This is a genomic window from Sphingomonas sp. AP4-R1 (genome assembly GCF_013113735.1).
Taxonomy (GTDB): Bacteria; Pseudomonadota; Alphaproteobacteria; order Sphingomonadales; family Sphingomonadaceae; genus Sphingomonas_I.
Genome location: NZ_CP053346.1, coordinates 3,143,543 through 3,169,326, shown reverse-complemented (window position 1 = coordinate 3,169,326; position 25,784 = coordinate 3,143,543). Strand labels below are relative to the sequence as shown.

Genomic DNA, 25,784 nt, shown 5'->3' with positions numbered 1-25,784 from the left:
GGTGATCCGGCGATGCGGGCCCGGAAGAGCGATGGAGGCGGCCATCACGCGGCGCAGGCCCCGAGCAGGGCACCGGCGATCCGGCCGAGCGGAAGCTGCGTCTCCACTGCGCCGGCGCGATAGGCGGCGGCCGGCATTCCGTAGACGACCGAGCTGGATTCATCCTGGCCGAACGTCCTCGCGCCGGCCTCGCGCATCGCCTTGAGCCCCTGGGCTCCATCGGCGCCCATGCCGGTGAGGATGGCGCCTGCCGCGACCGCGAGATCGGCTCTCGCCACCGAAGCGAGCAGGATATCGACCGAAGGACGATGGCCGCTCTCCAGCGCGCCCTCGATCAGCCGGCATCGGCGCTGTCGTCCGGGGCCGAGGATGAGATGCGTGTCGCCGCCGGGCGCGATCGCGATCTGCCCGGGCACGAGCGGCATCCCCTCTTCCGCCAGCACGATCCGCGGTGGGCAGAAACGATCGAGCCGGGCCGCGAAGCTGCGCGTGAAGGCCGCCGGCATGTGCTGGACCACCAGAGTCGGCGGACACTGTTCGGGAAAGGTCTGAAACAGGTTCAGGAGCGCCTCGACACCGCCTGTCGAGGCACCGATCGCGATCAGGCTGTCCGCCTTCGGGCGATAATTTTCGGGTGCGCGGTGCGCGGGCTCGAGGCGTCTCGCCCGCGATCGGGCCGCCGCCTTCACGATCCGGGCCAGGACGCCCCCATCGTCGCGCGCTTCCCTGAACAGCGGCTTCGGATGCGCGTCGAAGGCGCCGATCTCCAGGGCGCGGATGCTCGCCTCGCTCCCGCGCTCGGTGAGCGAGGAGACCATCACGACGGGCATCGGCCGCAAGCGCATGATCTTCTGGAGGAAATCCAGCCCGTCCATACCCGGCATCTCGATATCGAGCGTCAGCACGTCCGGGTTCAGCTGCTTGATCATGGCGCGCGCCGTTTCCGGGCCATCGGCGGTGCCGACCACCTCGATCTCGGAATCGCGCGACAGCATCATGCTGAGTACCGCCCGCATCACGGGTGAATCGTCGACGATGAGGGTCCGGACGCTCACACCGGATTCTTCCGGTAGATGGTGTTTCCGATCGGGCGGCATTGCTCGGCCGCCGGGCCGATCAGTCGCTCCGAATGCCCGATATACAGATGCCCGCCCGGAATGAGCCGCTCGACGAGGCGCCGCTGGAGCTTCGCCTTGGTGGGATCGTCGAAATAGATCATCACGTTGCGGCAGAAAATCGCGTCGAACTGCCCGGTCATCGGCCAGTCCCCGAGCAGGTTCAGCATGCGAAAATGGACCAGCGCCGCGCAGGCCTTGTCCACGCGCGCCTCGTCGCCGACGTCCTTGAGCCACACGCTCGCCAGCGGGCGGGGCACCGCGGCCACCCCGTTGACCGGATAGGTCGCGGCCTTCGCCCGCGCGATGACGGTCGTGGAAAGATCGGTCGCGAGGATCCTCACATCGCCGTCGAGAAACGCGGCCGCCGCGCGGCGATCGGGCCCGAGCAGCGTCATCGCGAGGGAATACGGCTCCTCCCCGCTCGAACAGGCGGACGACCACAGGCGCACGCGCTGTCCGGCGTCGGCGCGACGGAGCAGGCCGTCGCGAACGCCATCCGCAAAATGATCGAAATGATGCGCCTCGCGGAAGAAGCCCGTATGATTGGTCGTCAGCGCGTCGATCGCGATCGCGCGCTCGTCCTGATCCGTCGCGATCAGGCGCACATAATCTTCGAACCGGCTGAGCCGCCTGTCGCGCAACCGCCGCGCCAGGCGGGAGCGGACCAGTTCGCGTTTCGTAGGCGGCAGCAGGATGCCCGCCTCGCGATAGGCCATTTCGGATATGGTGGCGAACGTATCGGGCCGGAGTTCCGCCCGCTCATAGGCCACCAGCATCGGCGCGGTCATGCCGCCAGTGCCGGGCGGCGGCGGCAGCGCGCCAGCACGCCTTCGACGTCCAGGATCAGCGCGACACGGCCATCGCCCAGAATGGTCGCGCCGCTGACGCCCGGTATCGCCTGATAATTGGCCTCCAGGCTTTTGACGACGACCTGGCGCTGGTCCTCGATCGCGTCGACCATCACCACCGCCGGGCCGGCATCCGTTTCGAGCACGATCATCACCGTGTTTTCCGGATCGGACCGCGCCTCTATTCCCAACAAAGCGCCGATCGGCAGCACCGGCAGATGCGATCCCCGGACGTCGAGCAGGGCCGCGTCGTCCGACAGATAATTGAGCTGGCTGGCGGTCGCGCGCAAACTCTCGACGATGTTGCCGAGCGGGATGACGAAGGTCTGGTCGCCCACGCGGACGATCATGCCGTCCAGCACCGCGAGCGTCAGCGGCAGGCTGAGCGTGAAGCACGTCCCCTGGCCGAGCTTGGAGGACACGCCGATCCGCCCGCCCAGCGCCTGAACGTTGCGGCGGACCACGTCCATGCCGACGCCCCGCCCCGAAATATTGGATACGGTCTCGGCCGTCGAAAAGCCGGGGGCGAAGATGAGATTGTCGATATCCTCATCCGTGAGCGCGACGTCCGGCGGGACGATGCCCCGCTCGATCGCCTTTTCCCTGACGCGCTTGCGATCGATCCCGCGGCCATCGTCGGCCACCGTGATCACGATCTTGCCCGATCGCTGCTCGGCCCCCACCCGCAGGAAACCGTCGGACGATTTGCCCGTGGCGACACGCTCGTCCGGTCGCTCGATGCCGTGATCGACGGCGTTGCGGATCAGGTGCGTCAGCGGCTCCCCGATCCGCTCGACGACGGTCTTGTCGACCTCCGTCATCTCGCCGTCGAGTTGGAGGCGCACCCGCTTGCCGGTATCCGCCTCCAGCTCGCGGATGATCCGGGGGACGCGATTGAACACCGCCTTCATCGGCTGCGCGCGGATCGACATCGCGCTGTCCTGAAGCTCGCGTGTCAGATTTTCGAGACTGTTGAGTTCGGGCAATCCGGCCAGGCCATGTTCGCTCAGGCGCTGCGCCAGCATCGCCTGCGTGATCACCAGCTCGCCTACGAGGTTTACCAGCCGATCGAGCTTCTCGAGTTCGACGCGGATCGTCGCCGCCGCCTGAGCCCCCGCAGCCGGCGCGGCCTGCGCCGCCGCCGGCGCATCGGCCTTCTCGACGGGTTCGGCCTTCTCGACGGGTTCGGCCGGCTCGACGCGCTCGACGGCGGCCGCAGCCTTCATGGCCGGCGACGGACCATCCACGATCTGCACCGGGATCGCCGCAGGCTCCGGCAGGGGATCCGGCTCGGTCGATGGCAGATCCCGCGGCGACGCATGCGGTTCGGTGTCGATGCGGACATCCCACCCCGCGACGAATTCGAACACGGCCTCGATGTCGTCCTTGGGCACGCTGCCCGGAAGCGCCAGCTGCCAGCCGAGATAGGATTGCTCGGGGTCGAGCCGATCGATGCCCGGCAATCCGGCCGCATCGAGCGTCACCTTCGTCGCGCCCATCCTGCACAGCTCGCGCAGCAGCAGCAGCGGCTCCGCGCCATTGGCGAAGGCATGGGCTCCGGGGGTGGCGCTGACCCACCATTCGGCTGGATCGGCGACGGAAGTCGGTGGCGCCAGCAAATTCATCAGATCGTCGAACGGATCCGGCTGCACCGGCGCCTCGGCCGGCTCCAACAGGGACAGCAGCGCATCGAAATCGTCGCTCGACGGAACCGGCGCGGCATCACCGACCGCGTCCGGGATGCTCTCTCCGGCATGCGGCGCTTCCGGCGCGTGCGTGGCGGCGGCGAGCTGTGCCAGGACGGCGACATCGTCCGGGGCGCCGCGCTCGCCGCGCGCCGCCGCGACGTGATCGGACAGGATGTCGAACGCCGCCAGCAGCACGTCCAGCAGGGCCGGCGTCATCCCGATCCCCCCGCTGCGGAGCTGGTCGAGCACATGTTCGTAATGGTGGGCGAAGGTCTGGAGCGCCTCATGGCCGAACGCGCCGGCGCCGCCCTTGATCGAATGCACGGCGCGGAAGATCGTGTTGATCGTCTCGCCGTCCGCCGCGCCCTCGCCGCATTGCGCGAAGCAGGTTTCCAGCGATTGCAGCCCCTCCTCGCTCTCCTGGAAGAACATCTCCTGGATGGCGTCGAGATCCATGCTCATGCCACGACCTCCGCGCAGAGCTGCCCGGCACCGACCATCGTCGCCAGCGCCCGGAAAGGCTCGCTGGGGTCGACGATCGTGAACGACCTGCCCCGTGCCAGGGCATCGCGCCGGGCGCTCAGCAGAACCTGCAGACATGCCTGTCCGAGCTGCGAAACGGTGGAGGCATCAAGGATCAGCGCCCCCTCCTCCTCCAGACGCGCGCGCAGGAAGATCGCGAGCGGCCCTGCCGCGGCGGTATCCAGGATCGGGGGGAGTTGCTGGGTAGGGGACATCATGCTCGCCTTCACCGTGCCCGATCACACGATCGGCACCGTGCGATGGGCCAGAGCAATTTAAGCCTGCGTGAGGAGGCGGCCCCGTAAATATACGCAAAGCGGCGCGAACCAACGCCGGTCTCGCGGACTTACTCGGATTTCAGCAAAGTCTCGAAGTCGCGGCCGCCATAGAAGATTCCAATGACGACCACGTCGGTTTCCTCGACCATGAAGGCGATCGTCACGCGTCGCCGCCAGGGGATTGTCCGCAAGCCAACGCGCAGATCATCTCGCGGCGTGCCCCGCTTCGGAAACGCGCTCAGCGTTGCCGCGTGATCGATAATTCCATCCACGAACCGCGAAGCTGTCTCAGGATCGGCCAGCGCCGCGATATAGGCATGAAGCGAATTGAGTTCATCGCGCGCCTCGCGCGTGAAAACGACCCGATGGCTCACGATCAAATTTCGGTCGCGGCTTCACCATCTCGCTTGCCGATCGACGCGCGAACGTCATCCACCGAAAGCCCACACGAAGGATCGGCCCGGTAAGCGTCATAGGCGGGAAGGGCATGCTGCTTGAGCCAGTCGTCCATCGCACGTTCGCGAGCTCCGAGCGCTCGCAATCCCTCCCGAATGACTTCGCTCTCGCTCGCATATTCCCCGGAGGCAACCTTGGCACGAACCAAAGCTGCCATCTCATTGGGCAAGGTAACGCTGAACTGCTGAGTCGATCGCAAAGCCGGCCTCCCGTGCCCGATAGGATTTAATCCTACTCAAAGCCGAACTCAATGGAGAGGGAGAGAGCGGGATGCCGATCACCGCCTGGAAAGGCCGGCCCCTCTCGTGCCTCGCATCGGAGGGGGGCGACATTCCCGCTAAATCATTGAAAATGGTGGACGCACTTGGGCTCGAACCAAGGACCCGCTGATTAAGAGTCAGCTGCTCTACCAACTGAGCTATGCGTCCATTCGCCGGGGCGAACCGCCGTTTGCGGGTGGTCCGCTTGGGCGAGGCGCGGCCAATAGCTGCCCCTCCCCGGGCTGTAAACACCCAATTCCAAAAAATTTCGCATCGGCGAAAATCGGAGGCGAATGGCCCGGAGCACGCTCCCCTTCCCGCATGCCGCCACAGGCATCACGGCAACGCGCCGCGCGTCCGCTCAGCGCGCGGCGTCGCGCCCTTCGCGATCGATCGCGATCAGCAGGCCCAGGCAGATCAGCACCGTCATCATCGCGGAGCCACCGAACGAAACCAGCGGCAGCGGAATGCCCACCACCGGTGCCAGCCCCATCACCATCGACATGTTGATCGCCACATAGAAGAAGATCGTCGTCGAGAGGCCGCCCGCCGCCAGCCGGCCGAAGCGCGTCGTCGCCCGGCCCGCCACGCGCATCCCCCACAGGATCACCATCAGATAGGCGACGATGAGCCCCACACCGCCCATCAGCCCCCATTCCTCGGCCATGGTGGCGAACACGAAATCGGTATGCCCCTCGGGCAGATAATCGAGGTGGCTCTGCGTGCCGGCCAGAAAGCCCTTGCCGAGGATCCCGCCCGATCCGATCGCGATCTTGGACTGGATGATGTGATAGCCGGTGCCGAGCGGATCGCTCTCGGGATTGAGGAAGATCTCGATGCGGCTGCGCTGGTAATCGTGCAGCATGCCCAGCGCGACGGGGATCAAGGCCACCAGAGCCGCGATCCCGCCCACGAACAGCCGCACCGGGATGCCCGCGAGGAACATCACCACGATCCCGCCGAACACGATCATCAGCGAGGTGCCAAGATCCGGCTGCGCCATCACCAGCAGGAAGGGCACGCCGATCAGCAAGGCGGCGGGCCAGATGGCCGACCAGCGCCGTATCTCGGCGGCCGGCAGCATGTCGTAGAACCAGGCGAGCACCAGCACGATCACGGGCTTCATCAGCTCGGACGGCTGCAGCCGGATGATGCCGAGATCCAGCCAGCGCCGGCTGCCGCCCGCGACCGCGCCCAGCGCCTCCACGCCCACCAGCATCCCCACCAGCAGCACATAGCCGGGCACCGCGAGCCCCTTGAGCGTCTCCACGCGGATCCGCGACAGGATCAGTGCGCCGACGAGGAACGCGCAGAAGCGCACGCCCTGGCTCAGCGCCCAGGGCCGCAAGCTCCCGCCCGCCGCCGAATAGAGGACGACGAGCCCGAATCCGCAAATGCCGCAGACGAGCGCCAGCACGCCCCACGGCAGCTTCGCGATCGGCGCGGGGACGAGCGACATCCGGGTCAATCGCCGCGCTCGCCCGGCGGCGTACGCGGCCCTTGCGCGGTATCGGCCTCGGCGTCGTCCTGCTCCACCGTCGGGCCGGCGACATGCGCGGTCTGCCAGCGGGCCGCCTCGGCCGCCATCCGCTCGGTGATGCCGCCGCCCCACTGCGCCTCGTTGGCCGCCAGCGTCGCCATCGCGCGCTCTGGCGCGAACAGATAGGTCATCACGTCGCGCGCCACCTGCGCCGCCGCCGCGCCATGATTTCCATGCTCCAGCGTCACCCCGATCGCGTAGCGCGGCGCGTCATACGGCGCGAAGCCCAGAAAATGGCCATGATCGCGATATTTCCATGCCAGCCGTTCGCTCGCGGTGTTGCCCGCGCGCCGCTCAGCCATCGAGATGCGGCGCACCTGCGCGCTGCCGGTCTTGCCGGCCAGTTCCACGCCGGCCACCTGAAGGCGCGCGCTCCCGGCCGTGCCGACGCCGGAAATCACATCGCGCATCGCCCGGTGGACGAAATCCAGATGCTCGCGATCGAAGCCGATCGGCGGCCCCTGCGGGCCATAGCGCTTGTTGCCGATCAGGCGCGGCTGCAGCACCTGCCCGCCCGCGATCCGGCTCGCCATCACCGCCAGTTGCAGCGGATTGACGAGCATATAGCCCTGCCCGATCGCGCTGTTCACGGTGTCCGCCACCGTCCAGGGCTTGTGATATTTGCCGAGCTTCCAGGCGGTGTCGGGCACCGTGCCGTAACGCTGCGAGGCGAAGGGCAGATCATATTTCTCGCCCATGCCCAGCATCCGGGCCATCCGCGCGATCTGATCGATGCCGATGCGCCGCGCCATCGCATAGAAATAGATGTCGCAGCTCTGCGCGATCGCCCGGTGCATGTCGATCGCGCCGTGGCCGCTGTGGCGCCAGCAGTGGAACAGCCCGTTGCCGACGCGATAGGCGCCCGAGCAGACGACGGTATCCGTCGCCGGCACGCCCGCCCGCAACAGCGCCAGCGCCACCATCGGCTTCACCGTGGAGCCCGGCGGGTAGAGCCCCTGCAGCGTCTTGTTCATCAGCGGCAGATGATCGTCGGCGGACATCATCGCCCACTCGCTCTGCCCGATCCCGTCGGAGAAGCTGTTGGGATCGTAAGCGGGCATCGAGGCCATGGCGAGGATGTTGCCCGTCGCCACCTCGATCACGGTGCAGGCGCCGCTATTGGGGCCGAGCCTGCGCGCCGTATATTCCTGCAGCCCCGCATCGATCGTCAGGCGCAGCGTATGGCCCATCTGCTCGGGCCGCGTCGTCAGGTCCGCCACGAGCTTGCCGTGCGCCGTCACTTCGGTGCGCTTGGCGCCGGGCTTGCCGCGCAGCCACGGCTCCATCGTCCGCTCCAGCCCCTCCTTGCCCACCTTGAAGCCGGGGGTGATCAGCAGGGGATCGCGGTTCTTCTTGTAATCCTCGATCGAGGCCGGGCCGACATAGCCCACCAGATGCGCCACTCCCGCCCCCAGCGGATAGGCGCGCGCATAGCCGCTGGAGGGCGCCACGCCCGGCAGATCGGGCTGCTTCAGGCTGATCGCGGCATAGCGCTCGTAATCCAGATTTTCGACGACGGGCACGGGCTGATAACCCGGCGCCTTGTCCAGCGCGTCCTTGATCCGCCGGATGTCCTCGGGCGCCAGGTCCAGCAGCGCGCGCAGTTCGTCGATGATCCGGTCGGGATCCTGCAGGCGATCGGGGATCAGGTCGACGCGGAAACTGGTCCGGTTGATCGCGATCGGCTTGCCGAAGCGGTCGACGATCCAGCCGCGCCGCGGCGGGATCAGCTGGCTCTGAACGCGGTTGCTCTCGGCCAGCCGGTCATATTTGTCCTTCTGGCTGATCGCGAGCCAGCCCATCCGTCCGGCCAGTAGCCCGCCCAGCCCCACCTGCAGCCCGCCCAGCACCAGCGCGCGCCGCGTGAAGGTGTAGACGAGGCTCTGGTCGGTGATGAACCGTCCGGGGCGGCGTGTCGCCATCAGGCGACCCGGCCGCTGTCGCCGCGATTGCCCAGACGCCAGCGGTCCAGCGCGCTGCACAGCCGCGCCACCGCCGGGAAGGCCAGTGCCGAAAGCAGCATCTGCCCCACCACCGTCCAGTAAGGCCCCGCGCCGCCCGTGAAGAGCGCCACGCTCCAGGCGGCGCTGGTGGCGAACACCAGCGCGACCATCGCCAGCCCCCAGTCGCTCGCGAAATCGCGCCACAGCAGGCGATGATCGACGAGGTCGAAGCCCAGCATCACGATCGTCCAGATCGCCATGGCCGAGCCCAGCGGCGCCCCCCCGATCAGATCGTCGATCAGGCCGAGCGGCAGCGCCACCCACGCGCCCCACGCCTCCGGCCGCAGCAGCCGCCATGCGATCAGCATGATCAGCCCCAGCGGCGGCATCAGCGGCACCGAGGCGACGTAGCAGCCGATGGAGAGCAGGGATCCCGCCACCACAGAGGCGGCCGGCACCAGCCACAGCCGCACGGGCGGCCGCTCGGTCGCAGCGGCGAGCGGCGAGCGCGCCATCAGTTGGCCGTGCCCACGGGCGCGGGCGGCGGCGGCGCAAGCTCCACCTCGGGCAGCACCATCGCCACATCCAGCTTCGCCGGATTGGCGAACGGCCGGCCGCTCGAAAGCTCGCCGCTCACCGACAGCACCACGCCGACCGGAATGCCCCCCGGATAGACGCCGCCCGTGCCGGAGGTGACGAGCAGGTCGCCCCGATGCAGCGGCGGCGCACCCGTCTGGGTGGAGCGGATGTCGATCGTCCCGTCGCCGCGCCCGGCGACCAGAGCGGGCTGCCCCGTCCGCATCACGCGCACGGGCACGGAGCTGCCGCCGTCGCTCACCAGCAGGATGCGCGACACGCGCGCGCCCGCTTCCGCCACGCGGCCGACCAGTCCACCTGGCCCACGCACCGGCTGCCCGGCCTTCACGCCATCGGTGGTGCCCGCCGCCAGCGTCACATAGCGGCGATGGCCGCTCGCATCCGATCCGATCACGCGCGCCACCACGATCGGCTGCGTGCCGCGCTCGACGATCTTCAGCAGACGGTGCAGGCGCGCATTCTCATATTCGGTCGCGCGGGCCTGGATCAGGCGGTTGGCGGTCGCGTCCAGCTGCGCGCGCAGCAGGCGGTTCTGCCGCGCCGCATCGATATAGGCGCCGATCCCGCCGCCAATCTCGTCCGCTCCGCGCCCGACATTGCCGAACGCGACGGCCGCGGGCGACGTCAGATCGAGCGCGAAGCCGCGAATGCCCTGGAACGCCACCGGATCGAAGCGCGCGACCAGCACGAGCCCCAGCCCCGCGACGATCCCGACGATCGCCACGACATAGCCCACGAACAGGCTGTACTGGATGCGCCGCGAAAAGCCGCGCGTGCGATGGCGGGGAGCGGGCATGCGCTAGATCCCTGCCCCGACAACCGACGAACGGCGCGCACGCCCAAGGGCGGCGCGCCGCATGGCTGCCGACAAGATGGGCAGGACTGTCCAACTCCGTTCGTCCTGAGCGAAGTCGAAGGACGGGCTAAGCATCGTTCCGCCTGTAGCACGTGCTTCGACTTCGCTCAGCACGAACGGGTAAAGAAATCTGCCGGAAGTCCCCGGCGTGACGGCCCGGATCAGGCGGTGTGCAGCACGCCGCGGAAGATCGGATCCTCCAGCGCCCGGCCGGTGCCCAGCGCCACGCAGGTCAGCGGATTGTCCGCCACCGACACCGGCAGCCCGGTCGCCTCGCGCAGCACGTCGTCCAGGCCGGACAGCAGCGCGCCGCCGCCGGTCAGCACGATGCCCTGGTCGACGATGTCCGCCGCCAGCTCCGGCGCGGTATTCTCCAGCGCGATCCGCACGCCTTCCACGATCGCGGAAATCGGCTCGCTCAGCGCCTCGGCGATCTGCGCCTGCGTGATCTCGATCTCCTTCGGCACGCCGTTGACGAGATCGCGGCCCTTGATCTGGATACGATCGCCCACGCCGTCCGCCGGCATGCGCGCCACGCCATGATCCTGCTTGATCCGCTCGGCGGTCGCATCGCCGATCAGCAGATTGTGGTTGCGGCGCACGAACGAGACGATCGCCTCGTCCATCTTGTCACCGCCCACGCGCACGCTGGTCGTATAGGCCAGGCCGCGCAGCGACAGCACCGCCACCTCGGTCGTGCCGCCGCCGATATCCACCACCATCGATCCGATCGGCTCGGTCACGGGCATGTCGGCGCCGATCGCGGCCGCCATCGGCTCCTCGATCAGGAACACCTGGCTCGCGCCCGCATTGCTCGCCGCGTCGCGGATCGCGCGACGCTCGACCTTCGTGGAGCCCGAGGGCACGCAGATGATGATCTCCGGCCAGGTGAAGGGGCGCTTCTTGCCGCCGTGCACCTTGCGGATGAAATATTTGATCATGTCCTCGGCGATGTCGATGTCGGCAATCACGCCGTCGCGCAGGGGCCGGATGACCTCCATATGCTCAGGCGTCTTGCCCATCATCATCTTTGCATCGTCGCCGACGGCGCGCACCTTCTTGACGCCGTTGATCATTTCGATGGCGACCACGGAGGGTTCGTCCAGAACGATGCCGCGTCCCCGCACGTAAACGAGCGTGTTGGCGGTGCCGAGATCGATCGCCATGTCCTGCGACATGAATTTGAGCCAACGCATCAAGGGATGATATCCGTTATAGGTGAAAGCCGCCCCCGCGCGCGGCGGCAAACGCACAATAAGATGTCTCGACGGGTCGCGGAAGGCCGCCCGTTGGGCTAGACCGCCGCTTGTGTCAATAAGACGACTCCCCGAGCATCTGGTCAACAGGATCGCCGCAGGCGAGGTGGTGGAACGCCCCGCCAGCGCGCTGAAAGAACTGGTCGAGAATGCGATCGACGCGGGCGCGACCCGCATCGCCGTGCGCTTGTGGGCGGGCGGCATCGACGGACTCGAAGTCACCGACGACGGCATCGGCATGGCCCCGGCCGACATGGCGCTGGCGCTGGAGCGCCACGCCACCTCGAAGCTGCCCGACGACGCGATCGAGGCGGTCGGCACGCTCGGCTTCCGGGGCGAGGCCTTGCCCTCGATCGCCAGCGTCGCCCGCCTCACGATCGAGAGCCGCGTGCGCGGCGCCGAGGGCTGGCGCCGCACCGTCGACAATGGCGCCGTGGTCGAGGAAGGCCCCGCTGCCCTTCCGCCCGGCACGCGCGTGAAGGTGGAGGCCCTGTTCGGCCGCGTGCCCGCGCGCGCGAAATTCCTGCGCTCCCCCCGCGCCGAATATGCCGCCTGCCTCGATGCGGTCCGCCGCCTCGCCATGGCGCGGCCGGAGATCGGCTTCTCGCTGGAGCATGACGGCCGCCGCACGCTCGCCGTCCAGCCGGGCGAGAGCGCGCCCGAGCGCGTCGCCGCGCTCACGGATCGCGAACTGGTCCGCAATTCGGTCGCGGTCGATCATGAACGCGAGGGCATCCGCCTCGGCGGCGTCGCCGGTCTGCCTACCTTCAATCGGGGCGTGGCCGATCACCAATATCTGTTCGTGAACGGCCGCCCGGTGAAGGATCGCCTGCTGATCGGCGCGGTGCGCGGCGCCTATCAGGAGATGCTCGCGCGCGATCGCCATCCCGTGCTGGCGCTGTTCCTCGATGTGCCCGCCAGCGAGGTCGACGTGAACGTCCACCCCGCCAAGACGGAGGTGCGCTTCCGCGAACCTTCGCTGGTGCGCGGCCTGATCGTGGGTGGCTTGCGCGCCGCGCTCGATTCGGCCGGCCATCGCAGCGCGCAGCAGCCTTCCGCCGGCGCGCTCGGCCTGTGGCAGCCGGGGGACACCTCCCCCTCCCGCATGCGGGAGGGGGCCGGAGGGTGGGCCTCCAGCGCGGCGACACCCGCCCGCTCGCTGTTCAGCCCGACAGCGCCCCCCACATCTTATGCCGTTCCCGCGAGCGACCCGCTCTGGTCGACCGTCAACGACGCCGCGCGCGATTTCGCCCCCGCCGCCCGCGCCGAATCCGCGATCGAGCCTCCGCCCTCGCCCATCCTCCACCCGCTGGGCGTGGCACGCGGACAGGTCGCGCTCACCTATATCGTGGCGGAGGCCGAGGACGGCCTGATCCTCGTCGACCAGCATGCCGCGCACGAGCGCCTCGTCCTCGAACGGATGCGCCGCGCGGTCGCCGAAGGCGGCGTCGCCAGCCAGGCGCTGCTGCTGCCCGAAGTGGTCGAACTGGACGAGCCCGCCTGCGACCGGCTGGAGGCGCGCATCCCCGAACTGGCCGAAATGGGCCTCGAACTGGAGCGCTTCGGCCCCCGCGCCGTCCTCGTCCGCGCCGTCCCCGCTTTGCTCGGCAAGAGCGACGCGCAGGGCCTCGTCACCGATCTGGCCGACGAACTCACCGCCTATGACGAGGCGCTGTCGCTGAAGGAGCGCCTCGATCACGTCGCCGCGACGATGGCCTGCCACGGCTCCGTCCGCGCCGGCCGCCAGCTCTCGGTGGCGGAGATGAACGCCCTGCTCCGCGAAATGGAGGTCACGCCCCATAGCGGCCAGTGCAACCACGGCCGCCCGACCTGGGTGAAACTATCAAATCTCGATATCGAGAAGCTTTTTGGAAGAAAATGAATAACTTACCTGAACATCGGTCAGATACAAGAAGGTCGAACGACCGTGGTTTGGCAAGCGACCGCTTTCGCCCAGTAGCGGGTGTGTCGATCACGGAGCATAACACCTGAGATCGGGAGCAAGATATGCGGCGCGGACTGGATTGGTGGATACGTTTGATGCTACTTGCGAGCCTCGTCGGCTTCGGTGTTTCTATCGCATTCAAGAAGTCTGACGCCCTCGTGTTGGTCTGGCTGGTCTATGCGTCTGGCGCAGCCTTCATCGCCTCAACGTTTCTCATGCTGGTTGCGGTAAGCCGGTGGCCGCGTAACGGTAGCTAACGCCCCAGTAGCGGACGTTAGATCTTCCTTTCTGTTTGCTCGAAAGCAGCCGCTCGTTCATCGCTAGCGATGAGCTGCTGTGTTGGAGGATGGTGAGTGATCTGGCTTGCGTTTCTCGCCGCGACGGCTGGAGCAGTTTCGGACCCAATGATGTTTGGCGGCCCAGCGAGTTCGTTGGGGAAGCTTGCGGAAGCTGCCCGTAAGTGCGGATACAATGAAGCGGCAGTAACAAAGGCTTTCTTCGGCGCTACCGTCGTCGCACTGCCGATGGCGAGTTTCAGCGATCATCGCCTCAACTGTGTGATGGAATGGTTCCTTGCGCATCCGAAGCTTGAACTCGGGTTCATTGGCAACAAGGCCATCCGCCCCTAACGACGCAATCCCTCGTGACTGCGAAAAGCGGTCGGACCGCTCCCCACCCATTCCAGACGCCGCCATTGTGTTTCATGCCCCGACCTTGGTGAAGCTCGGCCACGCCGACATCGAGAAGTTGTTCGGCCGGAAGTAGGGCATCGCCAACATCCTCCCCCCAGGGGGAGGTGTCAGGCTTCAGCCTGACGGAGGGGGAGGAAGCAGAGCGGTCGCTGACCGCCCCCTCCGTCGCCTTCGGCCCCACAGTGTCGGGTCGCGCATGCCCCCGGCATGGGCTTGGATTGCCGGGGGCAATCCATCCCGACACTCCCTGGCGGGGGAGGATGGAAAAGGCCTACCCCCGATACAGCATCGCCACATCGCACCGTGCATAGCGCGCGCCGAACTCGGCCATTATCCCCGCATCATGCGCGAAGCCCAGTTTCTCGTAGAGGTGGATCGCCGCCTCGGACTTGCGGTTGCTCAGCAGATAGAGCCTGCGCGCGCCCATCTCGCCCGCCTTCGCGATCATCGCCTTCAGCAGGAACTCCCCCGCCTTCAGCCCGCGCGCGCTTTCCAGCACGCCCATCTTGGTCAGCTCATATTGATCCGGCCCCGTCTTCTGCAGCGCGCAGGCGCCGACGATCCCCAGCCCCGGCGCCTCGACGAACAGGATCGTCCCGCCGCCGTCGATGATCCGTTCGCGCGGGTGATCCAGCACGTCGATGTCGGTCTGCTCCAGCCGATACATGGCCTCGATCCACTGGCCGTTGATGGTGCGGAAATGCGGGGCGAGCGCGTCGCTATAGTCATGGATCACCAGCCCCTGCTGGGCCGCCTCCACCGCGCGCCGATGCAGCGGCCGCTCACTCATCCGCTCCTCGATGTGGCCGAGGTTCGCCAGAAACGGCCCGGCCAGATCGCCGAGCATATCCCCCACCGCGCCCTCGATCTGCGGCCACAGCAGGCTCTTCGCCCGTGCCATCGCCGCCTCGCCCTCCGCCGTCAGCGCGACCGTCTTGTGCCGCTGGTCGCGCCCGCGCCGCGCCACCTCCACCAGACCCATCTCGGACAGCTTGGCCACGGTGCGTGTGATCGCCGGCTGGCTCAGTTGCAGTGCCTCGGTCAGTTCGCCGATCGTCTGCGGCCCATCGAGATCCAGCGTCGCCAGCAGCGCATATTGCCCGGGCTGCACCGCCAGCCCGATCCGCTCGCTGATCTTCACGACATCGGCCTGCATCTTCTCCGCCAGCCGCTTGAGCCGGCTGCCGAGGAACAATTGCGCCCGCTCGGTCACGATATCCCGCATCACCAACCTCATAACATGTTATATAGTGAGGTATGGAGATTCCCGGTCCCGGTCAAGCGATGGCGCCGTTCTCCGCCGATGTCATAAGGCGCCATGTCCGAATCGCCGCTCATGATCCGCCTCGCCGCCGCCGCCGACCTTCCCCGCCTCCATCCCGTGATCGAGCGCGCCTATCGCGGCGATGCCGCGCGCGGCGGCTGGACGCACGAGGCGGACCTGATCGAGGGCGCGCGCACCGATCTCGCCACGCTGGAGGCGATCCTCGCCGCGCCCGACAGCCGCCTGCTGGTCGCGGAGCGGGACGGCACGATCATCGGCTGCGTGCAGATCAGCGACCGGGACGCGGGCCTTACCTATCTCGGGCTGCTCTGCATCGATCCCGCGCTGCAGGCCGCCGGACTCGGCCGCCAGCTCATCGCCGCAGCCGAAGCGGACGCGCGCGTCACCTTCGCCACCACCACGATCGAGATGACGGTGATCGACAGCCGTCACGAACTTGTCGCTTATTATGAGCGGCGCGGCTATCGGCGCACGGGCGAGCGGCGGGCCTTCCCGATCCCGCTCGATCCGCCGCTTTCGATGGTGGTGCTGGCGAAGGAGTTACAGCCATGACGACGACCCCGTTCCGCACGCTGGACGACACCTTCACCGCCGCCGGCCAGATCCAGCCGTCCGACGTGACCGAGGCCGCCGCCGCCGGCTACGCGCTCGTCATCAACAATCGCCCCGAAGGCGAGGATCCCGGCCAGCCCACCGGCGCCGAGATCGAAGCCGCAGCGCAGGCCGCCGGCCTGTCCTATGTCGCGATCCCGGTCGATCATTCGGGCATGCGCCGCGATCAGGTGGATGCGATGAAGGCCGCGCTGGAAGCCGCCACCGGCCCGGTGCTGGCCTTCTGCCGCTCGGGCACGCGCTCCACCTTCCTCTGGGCCTTCGCCCGCGCCGAACTGGGCGACGCCCCCGCCGATCTCGTCGCGAAGGCCGACGCGCAGGGCTACAACGTCCGCCCGCTGTTCGGCTGAACTTTTCCCTCTTCCTCGTCATTCCCGCGAACGCGGGAACCCAGTTTTCTTGTTTCAGCTAGGTTCCCGCGTTCGCGGGAATGACGAAAAGAACAGCTAGGCCGTTTGCGGCCGCCCCTACCGCGCCTTGGATCCCCCCGCAGCGTCCACGGATGCCGTCTCCGGTTCACCCGACACACCGTGACCCCGCGCCAGATAGTCCGCCGACTGCATCTCCATCAGGCGCGAAACGGTGCGTTCGAATTCGAACGCGTCCTCGCCCGCCGGATACAGCTTCTCCGCCTCGGCCGCCGCCGTCGCCAGCAGCTTCACGCCATGTTCGTACAGCGCATCGATCAGCACCTTGAAGCGCGCCGCCTCGTTGCGCCTCTCCACCGTCAGGATCGGGATGCCGACGATGATCACGGTGTGGAAGGCGCGCGCGATCGTCAGATAATCGGCCGCGCCCCGCGCCTCGCCGCACAGCCGCTTGAACGAGAAGACCGCCACGCCCTTTAGCGCCTTGGGCACATGCAGCGTCCGTCCGCCCTGCACCGCCAGATCGCAGGACGGCACATGCGCACGGTCCTCGGGCGGATAGTCGGTCAGGCGGAAGAAGGCGCGCGACACGGCCTGCGTCGCCGCATCGCCCAACGGCACATACCAGGTCGGGAAACCCGCCAGACGCTCCAGCCGGTAATCGGTCGGGCCGTCCAGCGTCATCACGTCCAGCTTTTCCTGCAGCAGATCGATGAAGGGCAGGAAAAGCTGGCGGTTGAGCCCATCCTTGTAGAGGTCGGTCGGCGCGCGGTTGGAGGTCGTCACCACCGTCACGCCGCGCTCGAACAGGGCCGCGAACAGCCGGCTCATGATCGCGGCGTCGGCCATGTTGTTGACGACCATTTCGTCGAAGCAGAGCAGCTTGGCGTCCGCCGCCAGCGCGTCGGCCACGGGCGGGATCGGATCGCCTTTTTCCTTCACGCGCTCGCGGCGCAGGCGATCATGCACTTCCAGCATGAATTCGTGGAAATGGACGCGGCGCTTGGGCTGGGTCTCGGCGCTGTCGAAAAACAGATCCATCAGCATGGATTTGCCGCGCCCCACGCCGCCCCACATGTACAGGCCGCGCGGCACCGCCTTCTTGCGGCCGAGCAGTCGCCCGAACAGGCCCGTCTCGTCGGGTTTGGCCAGCTCCACCGCCAGCGCGTCCAGCCGCTGCACGGCGCGCGCCTGATCCGGATCGGGCTTCAGCTCGCCGGCCGCGACCAGCGCCCGATAGCGTTCGAGGACCGCCGCCATGCCCGGTTCCTCAGCGCGGTTTGCGGAGCGTGCCGGAGAAAGCCATCACGGGCGCGCCGTCCTGCTCGATCATCCCGCGCGCGAACAGCATCCGCCCCGTCTCGCGCAGCACCTCGACCACGGCGTCCGCCGGCTTGCCGACCTGCCCCGCCCCGATGAACTGGCAGCTCGTATCCACCGTGACGCCGCCCAGCACATTATAGCCGAGCGCGGTCGGCACGATGAACAGGGCCTGGTCGGCCAGCGCCATCAGGAAGCCGCCATGCAGCGATCCGCCGACATTCTGGTGGCCGCGATGCGTATCGATCCGCAGCCGCGCGACGGTCGCCGCCTCCACGCGGACGCGGCTCGCGCCGAAGATGTCGAAGAACGTCCCCGTCTCGATCGCGGGACGGAGCAGCCAGCCGGGATTTTCGGGATCGGGCGCGTAGCCGTACGATCCGCTTCCCCGGCCATCGGGCAGAGCGTCGCTCAGACCTGGCGCTCCACTTCCATCTTCTTGATCTCGGCGATCGCGCGCGCCGGGCTCAGGCCCTTGGGGCAGACGTTCGCGCAGTTCATGATCGTGTGGCAGCGATAGAGGCGGAACGGATCTTCCAGCTCGTCCAGACGCTCGCCGGTCATCTCGTCGCGGCTGTCGGCCAGCCAGCGATAGGCCTGCAGCAGGATCGCCGGGCCGAGGAACTTGTCGCTGTTCCACCAGTAGCTGGGGCACGACGTCGAGCAGCAGGCACACAGGATGCACTCGTAGAGGCCGTCCAGCTTGCTGCGATCCTCCGGCGACTGCAGCCGCTCCTTGCCCGAAGGCGCGGGCGACACGGTCTGCAGCCACGGCTGTATCGACGCATATTGCGCGTAGAAGTGCGTGAAATCGGGGACGAGATCCTTGATCACGTCCATGTGCGGCAGCGGCGTGATCCGCACCTCGCTCTTGCAATCCTCGATCGCGGTCGTGCAGGCGAGGCCGTTCTTGCCGTCGATGTTCATCGAGCACGAGCCGCAGATGCCTTCGCGACAGGAACGGCGGAACGTCAGCGAGCTGTCGACCTCGTTCTTGATCTTGATCAGCGCGTCGAGGACCATCGGGCCAGTTTCGGCAAGGTCGATCTCATACGTGTCGTACCGCGGATTTTCGCCGGAGTCGGGATCGTAGCGATAGATCTTGAACGAGCGCGGCTTGGCCGCGGCCTCTGCCTTATGCGCCTTACCCTTCTTGATGACGCTGTTTTTGGGGAGCGCGAATTCGGCCATGCGTGATCCTTCCGTTGCGAAGGCCGATAGCGGCTACGACCGGCGACGAAAAGCCCCGGATTGCCGCAACGCAGCGCGAAAGGCCATCGGATCGCGAGATGCATCGACGTCAGCACATCGGTGACAGGATATCAGCACATAATGTCGGAATATTAATGCATATCATCAGGTATTGCGATATTTGATTGTAGAATTGTTCACGGCACCCTGCTAATGCGCTGAACACATGCGGGGCACGCCCGCGCCGGAATGCAGGGTGGCGAAGGGCGTTCGCCGCCACTAATGCACCGCCATTCCGAATCGAACCATAAGGAAGCTCCTGCCGATGCGCATCGCCATCGCCTCCGATCACGCCGCCGTTGCGCTGAAGGCCGCGCTCGTGGCATGGTTGCGGGAGCAGGATTACAGCGTCGAGGATCTCGGCCCCTTCGATACCGCCTCCGTCGATTATCCCGATTACGGCTATCGTCTCGCCCGCGCGATCGGGGAAGGCCGCGCCGATCGCGGCATCGCGCTCTGCGGATCGGGCATCGGCATCTCGATCGCCGTCAACCGCCACCCCGCCGCCCGCTGCGCGCTCGTGTCGGAGCCCGTCTCCGCCGGCCTCGCCCGCCAGCATAATGATGCGAACATCATCGCGCTCGGCGCCCGCATGATCGGCGAGGTGATGGCCAAGGCCTGCGTCCGCACCTTCCTCGCCACCGAATTCGAAGGCGACCGGCATCAGCGCCGCGTCGCCATGCTGTCCAGCCCGGAGCTCGGCTCCCACGTCCAAGAGGCCTGACTATCTATGAGCGACGCTCTGAAGCCCGAAGGTTATTTCACCCAGTCCCTGAAGGACTCCGATCCGGCCGTGTTCGCCGGCATCACGCAGGAAATCGTGCGTGAGAAGAAGCAGATCGAGCTGATCGCCTCCGAGAACATCGTCTCCAAGGCGGTGCTGGACGCGCAGGGCTCGGTCTTCACCAACAAATATGCAGAGGGCTATCCGGGCAAGCGTTACTATCAGGGCTGCCACCCGTCCGACGTGGTGGAGCAGCTGGCGATCGATCGCGCCAAGCAGCTGTTCGGCTGCGACTTCGCCAACGTGCAGCCCCATTCGGGCGCGCAGGCGAACGGCGCGGTGATGCTCGCGCTGACCAAGCCCGGCGACACGATCATGGGCATGAGCCTGGATGCCGGCGGCCACCTCACGCACGGCGCGCGCCCGGCCATGTCGGGCAAGTGGTTCAACGCGATCCAGTATGGCGTCACCCGCGACACCCACCTGATCGATTATGATCAGGTCGAGGCGCTGGCGAAGGAGCACAAGCCCACGCTCATCATCGCGGGCGGCTCGGCCTATCCCCGCCACATCGATTTCGCCCGCTTCCGCGCGATCGCGGACGAGGTCGGCGCGAAATTCATGGTCGACATGGCGCACTTCGCCGGCCTCGTCGCCGGCGGCACGCACCCCACCCCGTTCGGCCACGCGCATGTCGTGACGACCACCACGCACAAGACGTTGCGCGGCCCGCGCGGCGGCGCGGTCTTCACCAATGACGAGGCGATCGCCAAGAAGATCAACTCGGCGGTGTTCCCGGGCCTGCAGGGCGGCCCGCTGATGCACGTCGTCGCCGCCAAGGCGGTCGCATTCGGCGAAGCGCTCCAGCCCAGCTTCAAGCTCTATGCCCAGGCCGTGATCGACAATGCGCAGGCGCTCGCCGCCCGCCTCAAGGAGCGCGGCGCCGCCGTCGTCTCGGGCGGCACGGACACGCATCTCGCTTTGATCGATCTCACCCCGCTGGGCGTGACCGGCAAGGATGCGGACGAGGCGCTGGAGCGCTCGGCCATCACCTGCAACAAGAACGGCATCCCGTTCGATCCGCTGCCCCCGGTGAAGACGAGCGGCATCCGCGTGGGCTCGCCCGCCGGCACGACGCGCGGCTTCGGCGTGGCCGAATTCCAGGAGATCGGCGACATGATCGCGGACGTGCTGGATGGCCTGCGCAAGAATGGCGAGCAGGGCGACGCGCAGGTGGAGCAGAATGTCCGCGCCCGCGTCGAGGCGCTGTGCGACAAGTTCCCGATCTATCCGGGCCTGTAAAACACGCGATCCGCTCGCTTCGAGCGGAGATCGAGCCTGCCGGGATCGCAGTCGAGAAGGCGCCGCCATCTCGCGCTGATCTCTCGGCAGGCTCAAGCCTACTCGACATTGCCGCGATGTCATGCCTAAGGGCGCGCCATGCGCTGCCCTTTCTGCGGACATGCCGATAGCCAGGTGAAGGACAGCCGCCCCGCGGAAGATGGGGCGGCGATCCGTCGTCGGCGTCAGTGCGAGAAGTGCGATGCGCGCTTCTCCACCTTCGAACGCGTGCAGTTGCGCGAGTTGACGGTCGTGAAGAAGGATGGCGAGCGCCAGCCCTTCGTCCGCGCCAAGCTGGAACGCGCGATCGAAACCGCCGCCCGCAAGCGCCCGATCTCCCAGGAGGAGATCGAACGCCTGATCAGCCGCATCCAGCGCCAGTTCGAGACGAGCGGCGACAGCGAAGTCTCGGCCACCCGCATCGGTGAGGCCGCGATGGAAGGCCTGCGCGCGCTCGACAGCGTCGCCTACATCCGCTTCGCCAGCGTCTATAAGGACTTCCGCGAGGCCAAGGATTTCGAGGAATTCGTAGGGGCCGTGCAGGCGGCGCGAGGGGAATAGGGCTCTTCCTCTCTTCTGCCGCCCGCTCCCTCCCCCGTTCGGTTCGAGCTTGTCGAGAACCCCGCCCGCGCGGCAAGCTTCGGCATATGAGCTTCTGGATCTACATCCTCCGCTGCGCCGACGGCACCTATTACACTGGCCACACTGACGATCTCGACCGCCGCATAGCCGAACATGAAGCAGGCGCCCTCCCCGGCTACACCCATGATCGCCGCCCGGTGACGCTGATGTTCTCAGAGAACGTCCAGACCCGCCTCGAAGCGCTGGAGCGGGAGAAACAGATCAAGGATTGGTCGCGGAAGAAGAAGGAAGCCCTCTTCCAATCGGACTGGCAGTCTCTATCGGAGGCCGCGCGTTCTCGACCCCGCATCTCGACTGCGCTCGATGCTCGCTCGAACCAAACGGATTCAAACACGATCTTGTCTGCCATCATCCCTCCCCCCGCCATCGTCCTCGTCCGCCCCCAGCTGGCGGAGAACATCGGCAAGGCCGCGCGCGCCATGCTCAATTTCGGGCTCACGGATCTGCGCCTCGTCTCCCCGCGCGACGGCTGGCCCAATCCGTCCGCCGGCCCCGCCGCGTCCGGCGCGGACATCGTGCTGGAGCGCGCCCGCGTGTTCGACAGCGTGGCGGAGGCCGTGGCCGATCGTGCGCACGTCTTCGCCACCACGGTTCGCAAGCGCGGCGTCACCAAGCCGGTCGTCACGCCCGAGCAGGCCGCCGCCACGATCCATGCCGAGCCCGGCGGCACCGCCATCCTCTTCGGTCCCGAACGTTCGGGGCTGGAGACGGACGACGTCGCCGTCGCGCGCACGATCCTCACCGTGCCGATCAATCCCGAATTCGGCTCGCTCAATCTGGCCCAGGCGGTGATCCTCGTCGCCTATGAATGGTCGAAGGCGGAGGCGCTCGCCTCCCCGCCGACCACCGATCTCGGCTCGCCCGCGCCGCAGGCCGAGCTGGACGGCATGATCGCGCAGTTGGACGTGATGCTGGAGGATTCGGGCTATTTCTTCCCGCCCGATCGCCGCGCCACCGTGAAGCGCACGCTGCGCACCCTGCTCACCAAGCCCGGCTGGAATTCGCAGGAGGTCCGCACGGTGCGCGGCGTCCTCTCCGCGCTCGATCGCCCCCGCCCGCGCCGGGGGTGAGAAACCCGCGTCGGGGGTGAGAAAAACGAGCTCAGCTCTCCCCGTTCGTGCTGAGCCTGTCGAAGCACCGTACTGCTTTCTTCTATCCCGTCGCAGGAGAAGAGCCGTGCTTCGACAAGCTCAGCACAAACGGGAAAGGAGGGGAAAAAGCCCGCTTATTTCCCGCGCAGCTTCCTCAGCAGGCCGCCGTTCGTCATCCCCTCGAACATCGCGCCCGGCCCTTCGGCGTCCAGCACCTCATTCTCGGCCAGCCATGCCTCGACCTCGTTGAGTTCGGGGATTTCGTACGGCCGCAGCGTGTTGCCGCCCTTCGCCGCGCTCTTCTTCGCCAAAGCCTCGATCGCGCCGATCAGCGATCCACGCCGCGCGATTTCCGCAGTCACCACCGCGGCCTTCACGCCCAGATGCTCGGCGATCAGATCGTCGCGGATCTCGCAGATCGTGTCGGCCCCCGCCCCGCCCGGATCGATCGAAACATCACATTCGGTATCGAGGCCGAGCGAGCGATTGTTCATGTTCGCGGAGCCGATCCGCAGCGTGCGCCCGTCCACGATCATGACCTTGGCGTGGACGTAGATGGGCGCGCCGTCCGCCGTATAGGGATGATAGATGCGGAAGCGACCATGCCGGTCGTGCCGTCGCAGCGCCGCCACCAGCCGCGCGCGCGCCGTATCCATCGCGATCGGCTCCAGCCAGCCCTGCGCGCTCTCCGGATTCACGATCACGATCTCCGGCCCGTCCACCTCGTCCAGCCGCGCGGCGATCGCCTCGGCGATCCGGCGCGAGGCGAAATACTGGCTCTCGGCATAAATCGCCGTCTTCGCCGCCCGGATCTGCGCCACGAACAGATCCTCGATCTCATGCACCGCGCGGCAGCCCGGCATATCCGGCCGGGTGCGGGCGATGCCGACCTCCACGTCGCTGAATTGCGGTTCCAGCCCGTCCGGCCAGCAATCGCCGCTCGCGCGCACCGGCATGATCTTGTGGCCGCCCGCCCGCTTCCAGCGATCGCGCGCCAGCGTGCCCAGAGCCGCCGCCACCGGCCCTTCCAGCGCGGTCGTCACGTCATGCCAGGGTTTGTAGGGCTCGCCCGCCGGGGTCGTCCGCCCCGGATCGCCATCGCGGTGGCAGCGCGTGTCCCAGCGCTCGCTGGTCATGTCGATCCCGCCGCAGAATCCCAGCGCATCGTCGATCACCACGATCTTCTGGTGGTGCGATCCGGCCGGCGGGTGAAAGCTGTCCAGCTTGGTGTGGATGCGCTTATGCATCATCCAGTGCGCGATCGTCACCACATTGGTGCCGCGCAACAGCGTCTTCAGGGCGCCCACGTCCCAGCGCAGCAGGAACAGTTCCAGCCCCGGCGTGCGCTCCACCAGCCAGTAGAGGAAATCGCCCACCGTCTCGGGTTCGCCCGGCTCGCGTTCGCCGTCATGGATCAGCCGGATGCGCGCGTCGAAATCCCAGCCGATCAGCATGATCCGCTTCCGCGCCTTCAGCATGGCGGAGCGGGCGTGCCGGAAATAATCCTCGGCATCCACGATCACGCTCATCCGCGATGCCCGTGCGCTCCGCCAGAAAAGCCGTTCGTCCACTGGGCCTGCCTCCGCGATTCCCGGCCCGGAAATGCGGGCGTTTTCCGAAGCCTGCCCTTGGCCCGGCCGGCACGACCCCGCAAGAATTGACTCGCGCCACCCACCTCTCTAAAGGCGCCGCTTCGCAATTGGCCCCACACCCCGGTGAAGTGGTGGCCCTGCCCTCATCCTCGGATCGAGACCAGCAGCGCGGACCCGGGATTTCCGTGCGGTTTCGGCCGCGCACCACGCAATTGAAGGACAGACATATGTCGAAGCGCTCCAGCGCCAAGTACAAGCTCGATCGCCGCATGGGCGAGAACATCTGGGGTCGCCCGAAGTCCCCGGTGAACAAGCGCGAATATGGCCCCGGCCAGCACGGTCAGCGCCGCAAGGGCAAGGCCACCGACTTCGGCATCCAGCTGAAGGCGAAGCAGAAGCTCAAGGGCTATTACGGCGACGTCACCGAGAAGCAGTTCAAGAAGGCCTATGCCGAGGCGGACCGCATGAAGGGCGACACCGGCCAGAACCTGATCGGCCTGCTCGAGCGCCGTCTGGACGCCGTCGTGTATCGCGCCAAGTTCGCGCCGACCATCTGGTCCTCGCGCCAGCTCGTCAGCCACGGCCACATCCGCGTCAACGGCGTGAAGTGCAACATTGCGTCGCGTCTGGTGAAGCCGGGCGACGAGATCACGCTGGGCACCAAGGCGCAGGAAATGGCGCTGGTGATGGAGGCCCAGGGCCTCTCCGAGCGCGAAATCCCCGATTACGTCGCCGCCGATGGCAGCGCCAAGGTCACCTTCATCCGCGTTCCGGCGCTCGATGAGGTGCCCTATCCGGTGAAGATGGAACCGAACCTGGTCGTCGAGTTCTACTCGCGCTGATCGGATCCTCCGGGAGACAACGAAAGGGCGGTGCCGGCAACGGCGCCGCCCTTTTCGTTTTTGGGGGCTTCGCTCACCCTTCCCCGCCACACCCCGTCCGCTCGGTTCGAGCCTGTCGAGAACCCGCCAGCGCCGCACGAGGCCAGTAGTTCATCCTCCCCCGCCAGGGGGAGGTGGCGCCGAAGGCGACGGAGGGGGAGGTCAGCGATCCCCTTCGACTTTGGCACCTCGCTCAACCGCGAGCGCAACGATCTGCCGGACCATATCCTCAAGCTCCGCAAGCACATCCCCGGCAGAATAACGGATCACCAGAACGCCCCGCTCCGCCAGCCACACATCCCGCTTCGCATCGCGTGCAGGGTGATCGGCTCGATTATGTGCCTCGCCGTCCACCTCAACAGCAAGACGTGACGGCGCATGATAGAAATCCAGCACATAATCGCCCGCCGGATATTGCCTGCGGAAGCGCAGGCCGGCGTCATTGCCTCGCAGCGCAAGCCAAAGACGGACCTCGGGTAAAGTCATCTCCGCCCGCAATCGCTTTGCCCGGAGGCGGCCGTCCTCTGATCCCGTCAGCCGCACAGCATCCTCCCCCTCCGTCAGGCTGCGCCCGCCACCTGCCCCTGACGGGGGAGGACGAGATGGTCACCGCCTCTAATCGCCACGCCCTGTTCCGTTCAGTTCGAGCCTGTCGAGGGCCCGCCAGCCTCGCCTGGA

Annotated in this window: 26 protein-coding genes and 1 tRNA gene; 9 read left to right on the top strand and 18 right to left on the bottom strand. The window is 67.2% G+C overall.

The window, feature by feature from the left end; translation table 11 throughout:
• Positions 1–44: 44 nt before the first annotated feature.
• The 12 genes from HL653_RS14730 to HL653_RS14675 all read right to left on the bottom strand — a co-directional run bounded on the left by HL653_RS14730 (position 45) and on the right by HL653_RS14675 (position 11,302).
• Positions 45–1,055, bottom strand: coding sequence for a chemotaxis response regulator protein-glutamate methylesterase (locus HL653_RS14730; protein WP_171745187.1), 1,011 nt, complete (start codon positions 1,053–1,055; stop codon positions 45–47).
• Positions 1,052–1,906: a protein-glutamate O-methyltransferase CheR gene (locus HL653_RS14725; RefSeq protein WP_171745186.1), complete on the bottom strand. Its 855-nt coding sequence runs from the start codon at positions 1,904–1,906 to the stop codon at positions 1,052–1,054. Before HL653_RS14725 ends, HL653_RS14730 begins: the two co-directional genes overlap by 4 nt.
• A complete protein-coding gene (locus HL653_RS14720) occupies positions 1,903–4,110 on the bottom strand; it encodes a chemotaxis protein CheA (RefSeq protein ID WP_171746997.1) in 2,208 nt (735 codons plus the stop codon). The genes HL653_RS14725 and HL653_RS14720 overlap by 4 nt, the downstream gene beginning before the upstream one ends.
• 2 nt (positions 4,111–4,112) lie before the next feature.
• Positions 4,113–4,394, bottom strand: coding sequence for a lipid asymmetry maintenance protein MlaB (locus HL653_RS14715; RefSeq protein WP_171745185.1), 282 nt, complete (start codon positions 4,392–4,394; stop codon positions 4,113–4,115).
• A gap of 128 nt (positions 4,395–4,522) precedes the next feature.
• Positions 4,523–4,828: a type II toxin-antitoxin system RelE/ParE family toxin gene (locus tag HL653_RS14710; RefSeq protein WP_171745184.1), complete on the bottom strand. Its 306-nt coding sequence runs from the start codon at positions 4,826–4,828 to the stop codon at positions 4,523–4,525.
• Positions 4,829–4,830: 2 nt separating this feature from the next.
• The gene (locus HL653_RS14705) at positions 4,831–5,109 is read right to left on the bottom strand and encodes a type II toxin-antitoxin system ParD family antitoxin (protein WP_171745183.1); all 279 of its coding nucleotides are present in this window, start codon (positions 5,107–5,109) and stop codon (positions 4,831–4,833) included.
• 153 nt (positions 5,110–5,262) lie between these two features.
• Positions 5,263–5,338 (bottom strand) — tRNA-Lys (locus HL653_RS14700).
• Positions 5,339–5,531: 193 nt separating this feature from the next.
• Positions 5,532–6,629, bottom strand: coding sequence for a rod shape-determining protein RodA (gene rodA / locus HL653_RS14695; RefSeq protein WP_171745182.1), 1,098 nt, complete (start codon positions 6,627–6,629; stop codon positions 5,532–5,534).
• 5 nt (positions 6,630–6,634) lie between these two features.
• The gene (mrdA, locus tag HL653_RS14690) at positions 6,635–8,632 is read right to left on the bottom strand and encodes a penicillin-binding protein 2 (protein WP_171745181.1); all 1,998 of its coding nucleotides are present in this window, start codon (positions 8,630–8,632) and stop codon (positions 6,635–6,637) included.
• Positions 8,632–9,168, bottom strand: a complete 537-nt coding sequence (locus HL653_RS14685) for a rod shape-determining protein MreD (RefSeq protein ID WP_171745180.1) — start codon at positions 9,166–9,168, stop codon at positions 8,632–8,634. The genes mrdA and HL653_RS14685 overlap by 1 nt, the downstream gene beginning before the upstream one ends.
• Positions 9,168–10,046 (bottom strand): rod shape-determining protein MreC, encoded by an 879-nt coding sequence (gene mreC / locus HL653_RS14680; RefSeq protein ID WP_171745179.1) that lies wholly within the window; start codon positions 10,044–10,046, stop codon positions 9,168–9,170. The genes HL653_RS14685 and mreC overlap by 1 nt, the downstream gene beginning before the upstream one ends.
• 221 nt (positions 10,047–10,267) lie before the next feature.
• Positions 10,268–11,302: a rod shape-determining protein gene (locus HL653_RS14675; RefSeq protein ID WP_171745178.1), complete on the bottom strand. Its 1,035-nt coding sequence runs from the start codon at positions 11,300–11,302 to the stop codon at positions 10,268–10,270.
• A 112-nt stretch (positions 11,303–11,414) separates the two neighbouring features.
• On the opposite strand from HL653_RS14675, the gene mutL reads away from it, so the two are divergent.
• Both mutL and HL653_RS14665 read left to right on the top strand, forming a co-directional pair.
• Entirely contained in the window at positions 11,415–13,244 is a 1,830-nt protein-coding gene (gene mutL, locus HL653_RS14670) for a DNA mismatch repair endonuclease MutL (protein ID WP_171745177.1), read from the top strand.
• 416 nt (positions 13,245–13,660) lie between these two features.
• Positions 13,661–13,936: a hypothetical protein gene (locus HL653_RS14665; protein WP_171745176.1), complete on the top strand. Its 276-nt coding sequence runs from the start codon at positions 13,661–13,663 to the stop codon at positions 13,934–13,936.
• Positions 13,937–14,270: 334 nt separating this feature from the next.
• Here the strand turns inward: HL653_RS14665 and HL653_RS14660 are convergent, their stop codons facing one another.
• Positions 14,271–15,224 (bottom strand): bifunctional helix-turn-helix transcriptional regulator/GNAT family N-acetyltransferase, encoded by a 954-nt coding sequence (locus tag HL653_RS14660; protein WP_171745175.1) that lies wholly within the window; start codon positions 15,222–15,224, stop codon positions 14,271–14,273.
• A 93-nt stretch (positions 15,225–15,317) separates the two neighbouring features.
• On the opposite strand from HL653_RS14660, the gene HL653_RS14655 reads away from it, so the two are divergent.
• Both HL653_RS14655 and HL653_RS14650 read left to right on the top strand, forming a co-directional pair.
• A complete protein-coding gene (locus HL653_RS14655) occupies positions 15,318–15,836 on the top strand; it encodes a GNAT family N-acetyltransferase (RefSeq protein ID WP_171745174.1) in 519 nt (172 codons plus the stop codon).
• Positions 15,833–16,246, top strand: a complete 414-nt coding sequence (locus HL653_RS14650) for a TIGR01244 family sulfur transferase (RefSeq protein WP_171745173.1) — start codon at positions 15,833–15,835, stop codon at positions 16,244–16,246. Before HL653_RS14655 ends, HL653_RS14650 begins: the two co-directional genes overlap by 4 nt.
• Positions 16,247–16,363: 117 nt before the next feature.
• Here the strand turns inward: HL653_RS14650 and zapE are convergent, their stop codons facing one another.
• From zapE to HL653_RS14635, 3 genes are all read right to left on the bottom strand, one after another.
• A complete protein-coding gene (gene zapE / locus HL653_RS14645) occupies positions 16,364–17,524 on the bottom strand; it encodes a cell division protein ZapE (RefSeq protein WP_171745172.1) in 1,161 nt (386 codons plus the stop codon).
• 10 nt (positions 17,525–17,534) lie between these two features.
• Positions 17,535–17,861, bottom strand: coding sequence for a PaaI family thioesterase (locus HL653_RS14640; RefSeq protein ID WP_171745171.1), 327 nt, complete (start codon positions 17,859–17,861; stop codon positions 17,535–17,537).
• 134 nt (positions 17,862–17,995) lie between these two features.
• The gene (locus tag HL653_RS14635) at positions 17,996–18,775 is read right to left on the bottom strand and encodes a succinate dehydrogenase iron-sulfur subunit (protein ID WP_171745170.1); all 780 of its coding nucleotides are present in this window, start codon (positions 18,773–18,775) and stop codon (positions 17,996–17,998) included.
• 325 nt (positions 18,776–19,100) lie between these two features.
• Here HL653_RS14635 and rpiB point away from each other — a divergent pair, with 325 nt between their 5' ends.
• The 4 genes from rpiB to HL653_RS14615 all read left to right on the top strand — a co-directional run bounded on the left by rpiB (position 19,101) and on the right by HL653_RS14615 (position 22,612).
• Complete coding sequence (gene rpiB / locus HL653_RS14630) at positions 19,101–19,559, top strand: ribose 5-phosphate isomerase B (protein ID WP_171745169.1); 459 nt, start codon at positions 19,101–19,103, stop codon at positions 19,557–19,559.
• A 6-nt stretch (positions 19,560–19,565) separates the two neighbouring features.
• On the top strand, positions 19,566–20,861 hold the full coding sequence (gene glyA / locus HL653_RS14625) for a serine hydroxymethyltransferase (RefSeq protein WP_171745168.1): 1,296 nt from the start codon (positions 19,566–19,568) through the stop codon (positions 20,859–20,861).
• A gap of 138 nt (positions 20,862–20,999) precedes the next feature.
• Positions 21,000–21,461: a transcriptional regulator NrdR gene (gene nrdR, locus HL653_RS14620; RefSeq protein ID WP_171745167.1), complete on the top strand. Its 462-nt coding sequence runs from the start codon at positions 21,000–21,002 to the stop codon at positions 21,459–21,461.
• A gap of 86 nt (positions 21,462–21,547) precedes the next feature.
• Positions 21,548–22,612 (top strand): TrmH family RNA methyltransferase, encoded by a 1,065-nt coding sequence (locus HL653_RS14615; RefSeq protein ID WP_171745166.1) that lies wholly within the window; start codon positions 21,548–21,550, stop codon positions 22,610–22,612.
• Between the two features lie 155 nt (positions 22,613–22,767).
• Here the strand turns inward: HL653_RS14615 and HL653_RS14610 are convergent, their stop codons facing one another.
• Entirely contained in the window at positions 22,768–24,162 is a 1,395-nt protein-coding gene (locus HL653_RS14610) for a phospholipase D-like domain-containing protein (RefSeq protein WP_171745165.1), read from the bottom strand.
• A 290-nt stretch (positions 24,163–24,452) separates the two neighbouring features.
• Between HL653_RS14610 and rpsD the strand changes: the two genes are divergently transcribed.
• Positions 24,453–25,067, top strand: a complete 615-nt coding sequence (gene rpsD, locus HL653_RS14605; protein ID WP_171745164.1) for a 30S ribosomal protein S4 — start codon at positions 24,453–24,455, stop codon at positions 25,065–25,067.
• A 201-nt stretch (positions 25,068–25,268) separates the two neighbouring features.
• Here rpsD and HL653_RS14600 read toward each other — a convergent pair whose 3' ends face one another.
• Complete coding sequence (locus tag HL653_RS14600) at positions 25,269–25,592, bottom strand: endonuclease domain-containing protein (protein ID WP_253716893.1); 324 nt, start codon at positions 25,590–25,592, stop codon at positions 25,269–25,271.
• Between the last annotated feature and the right edge of the window lie 192 nt (positions 25,593–25,784).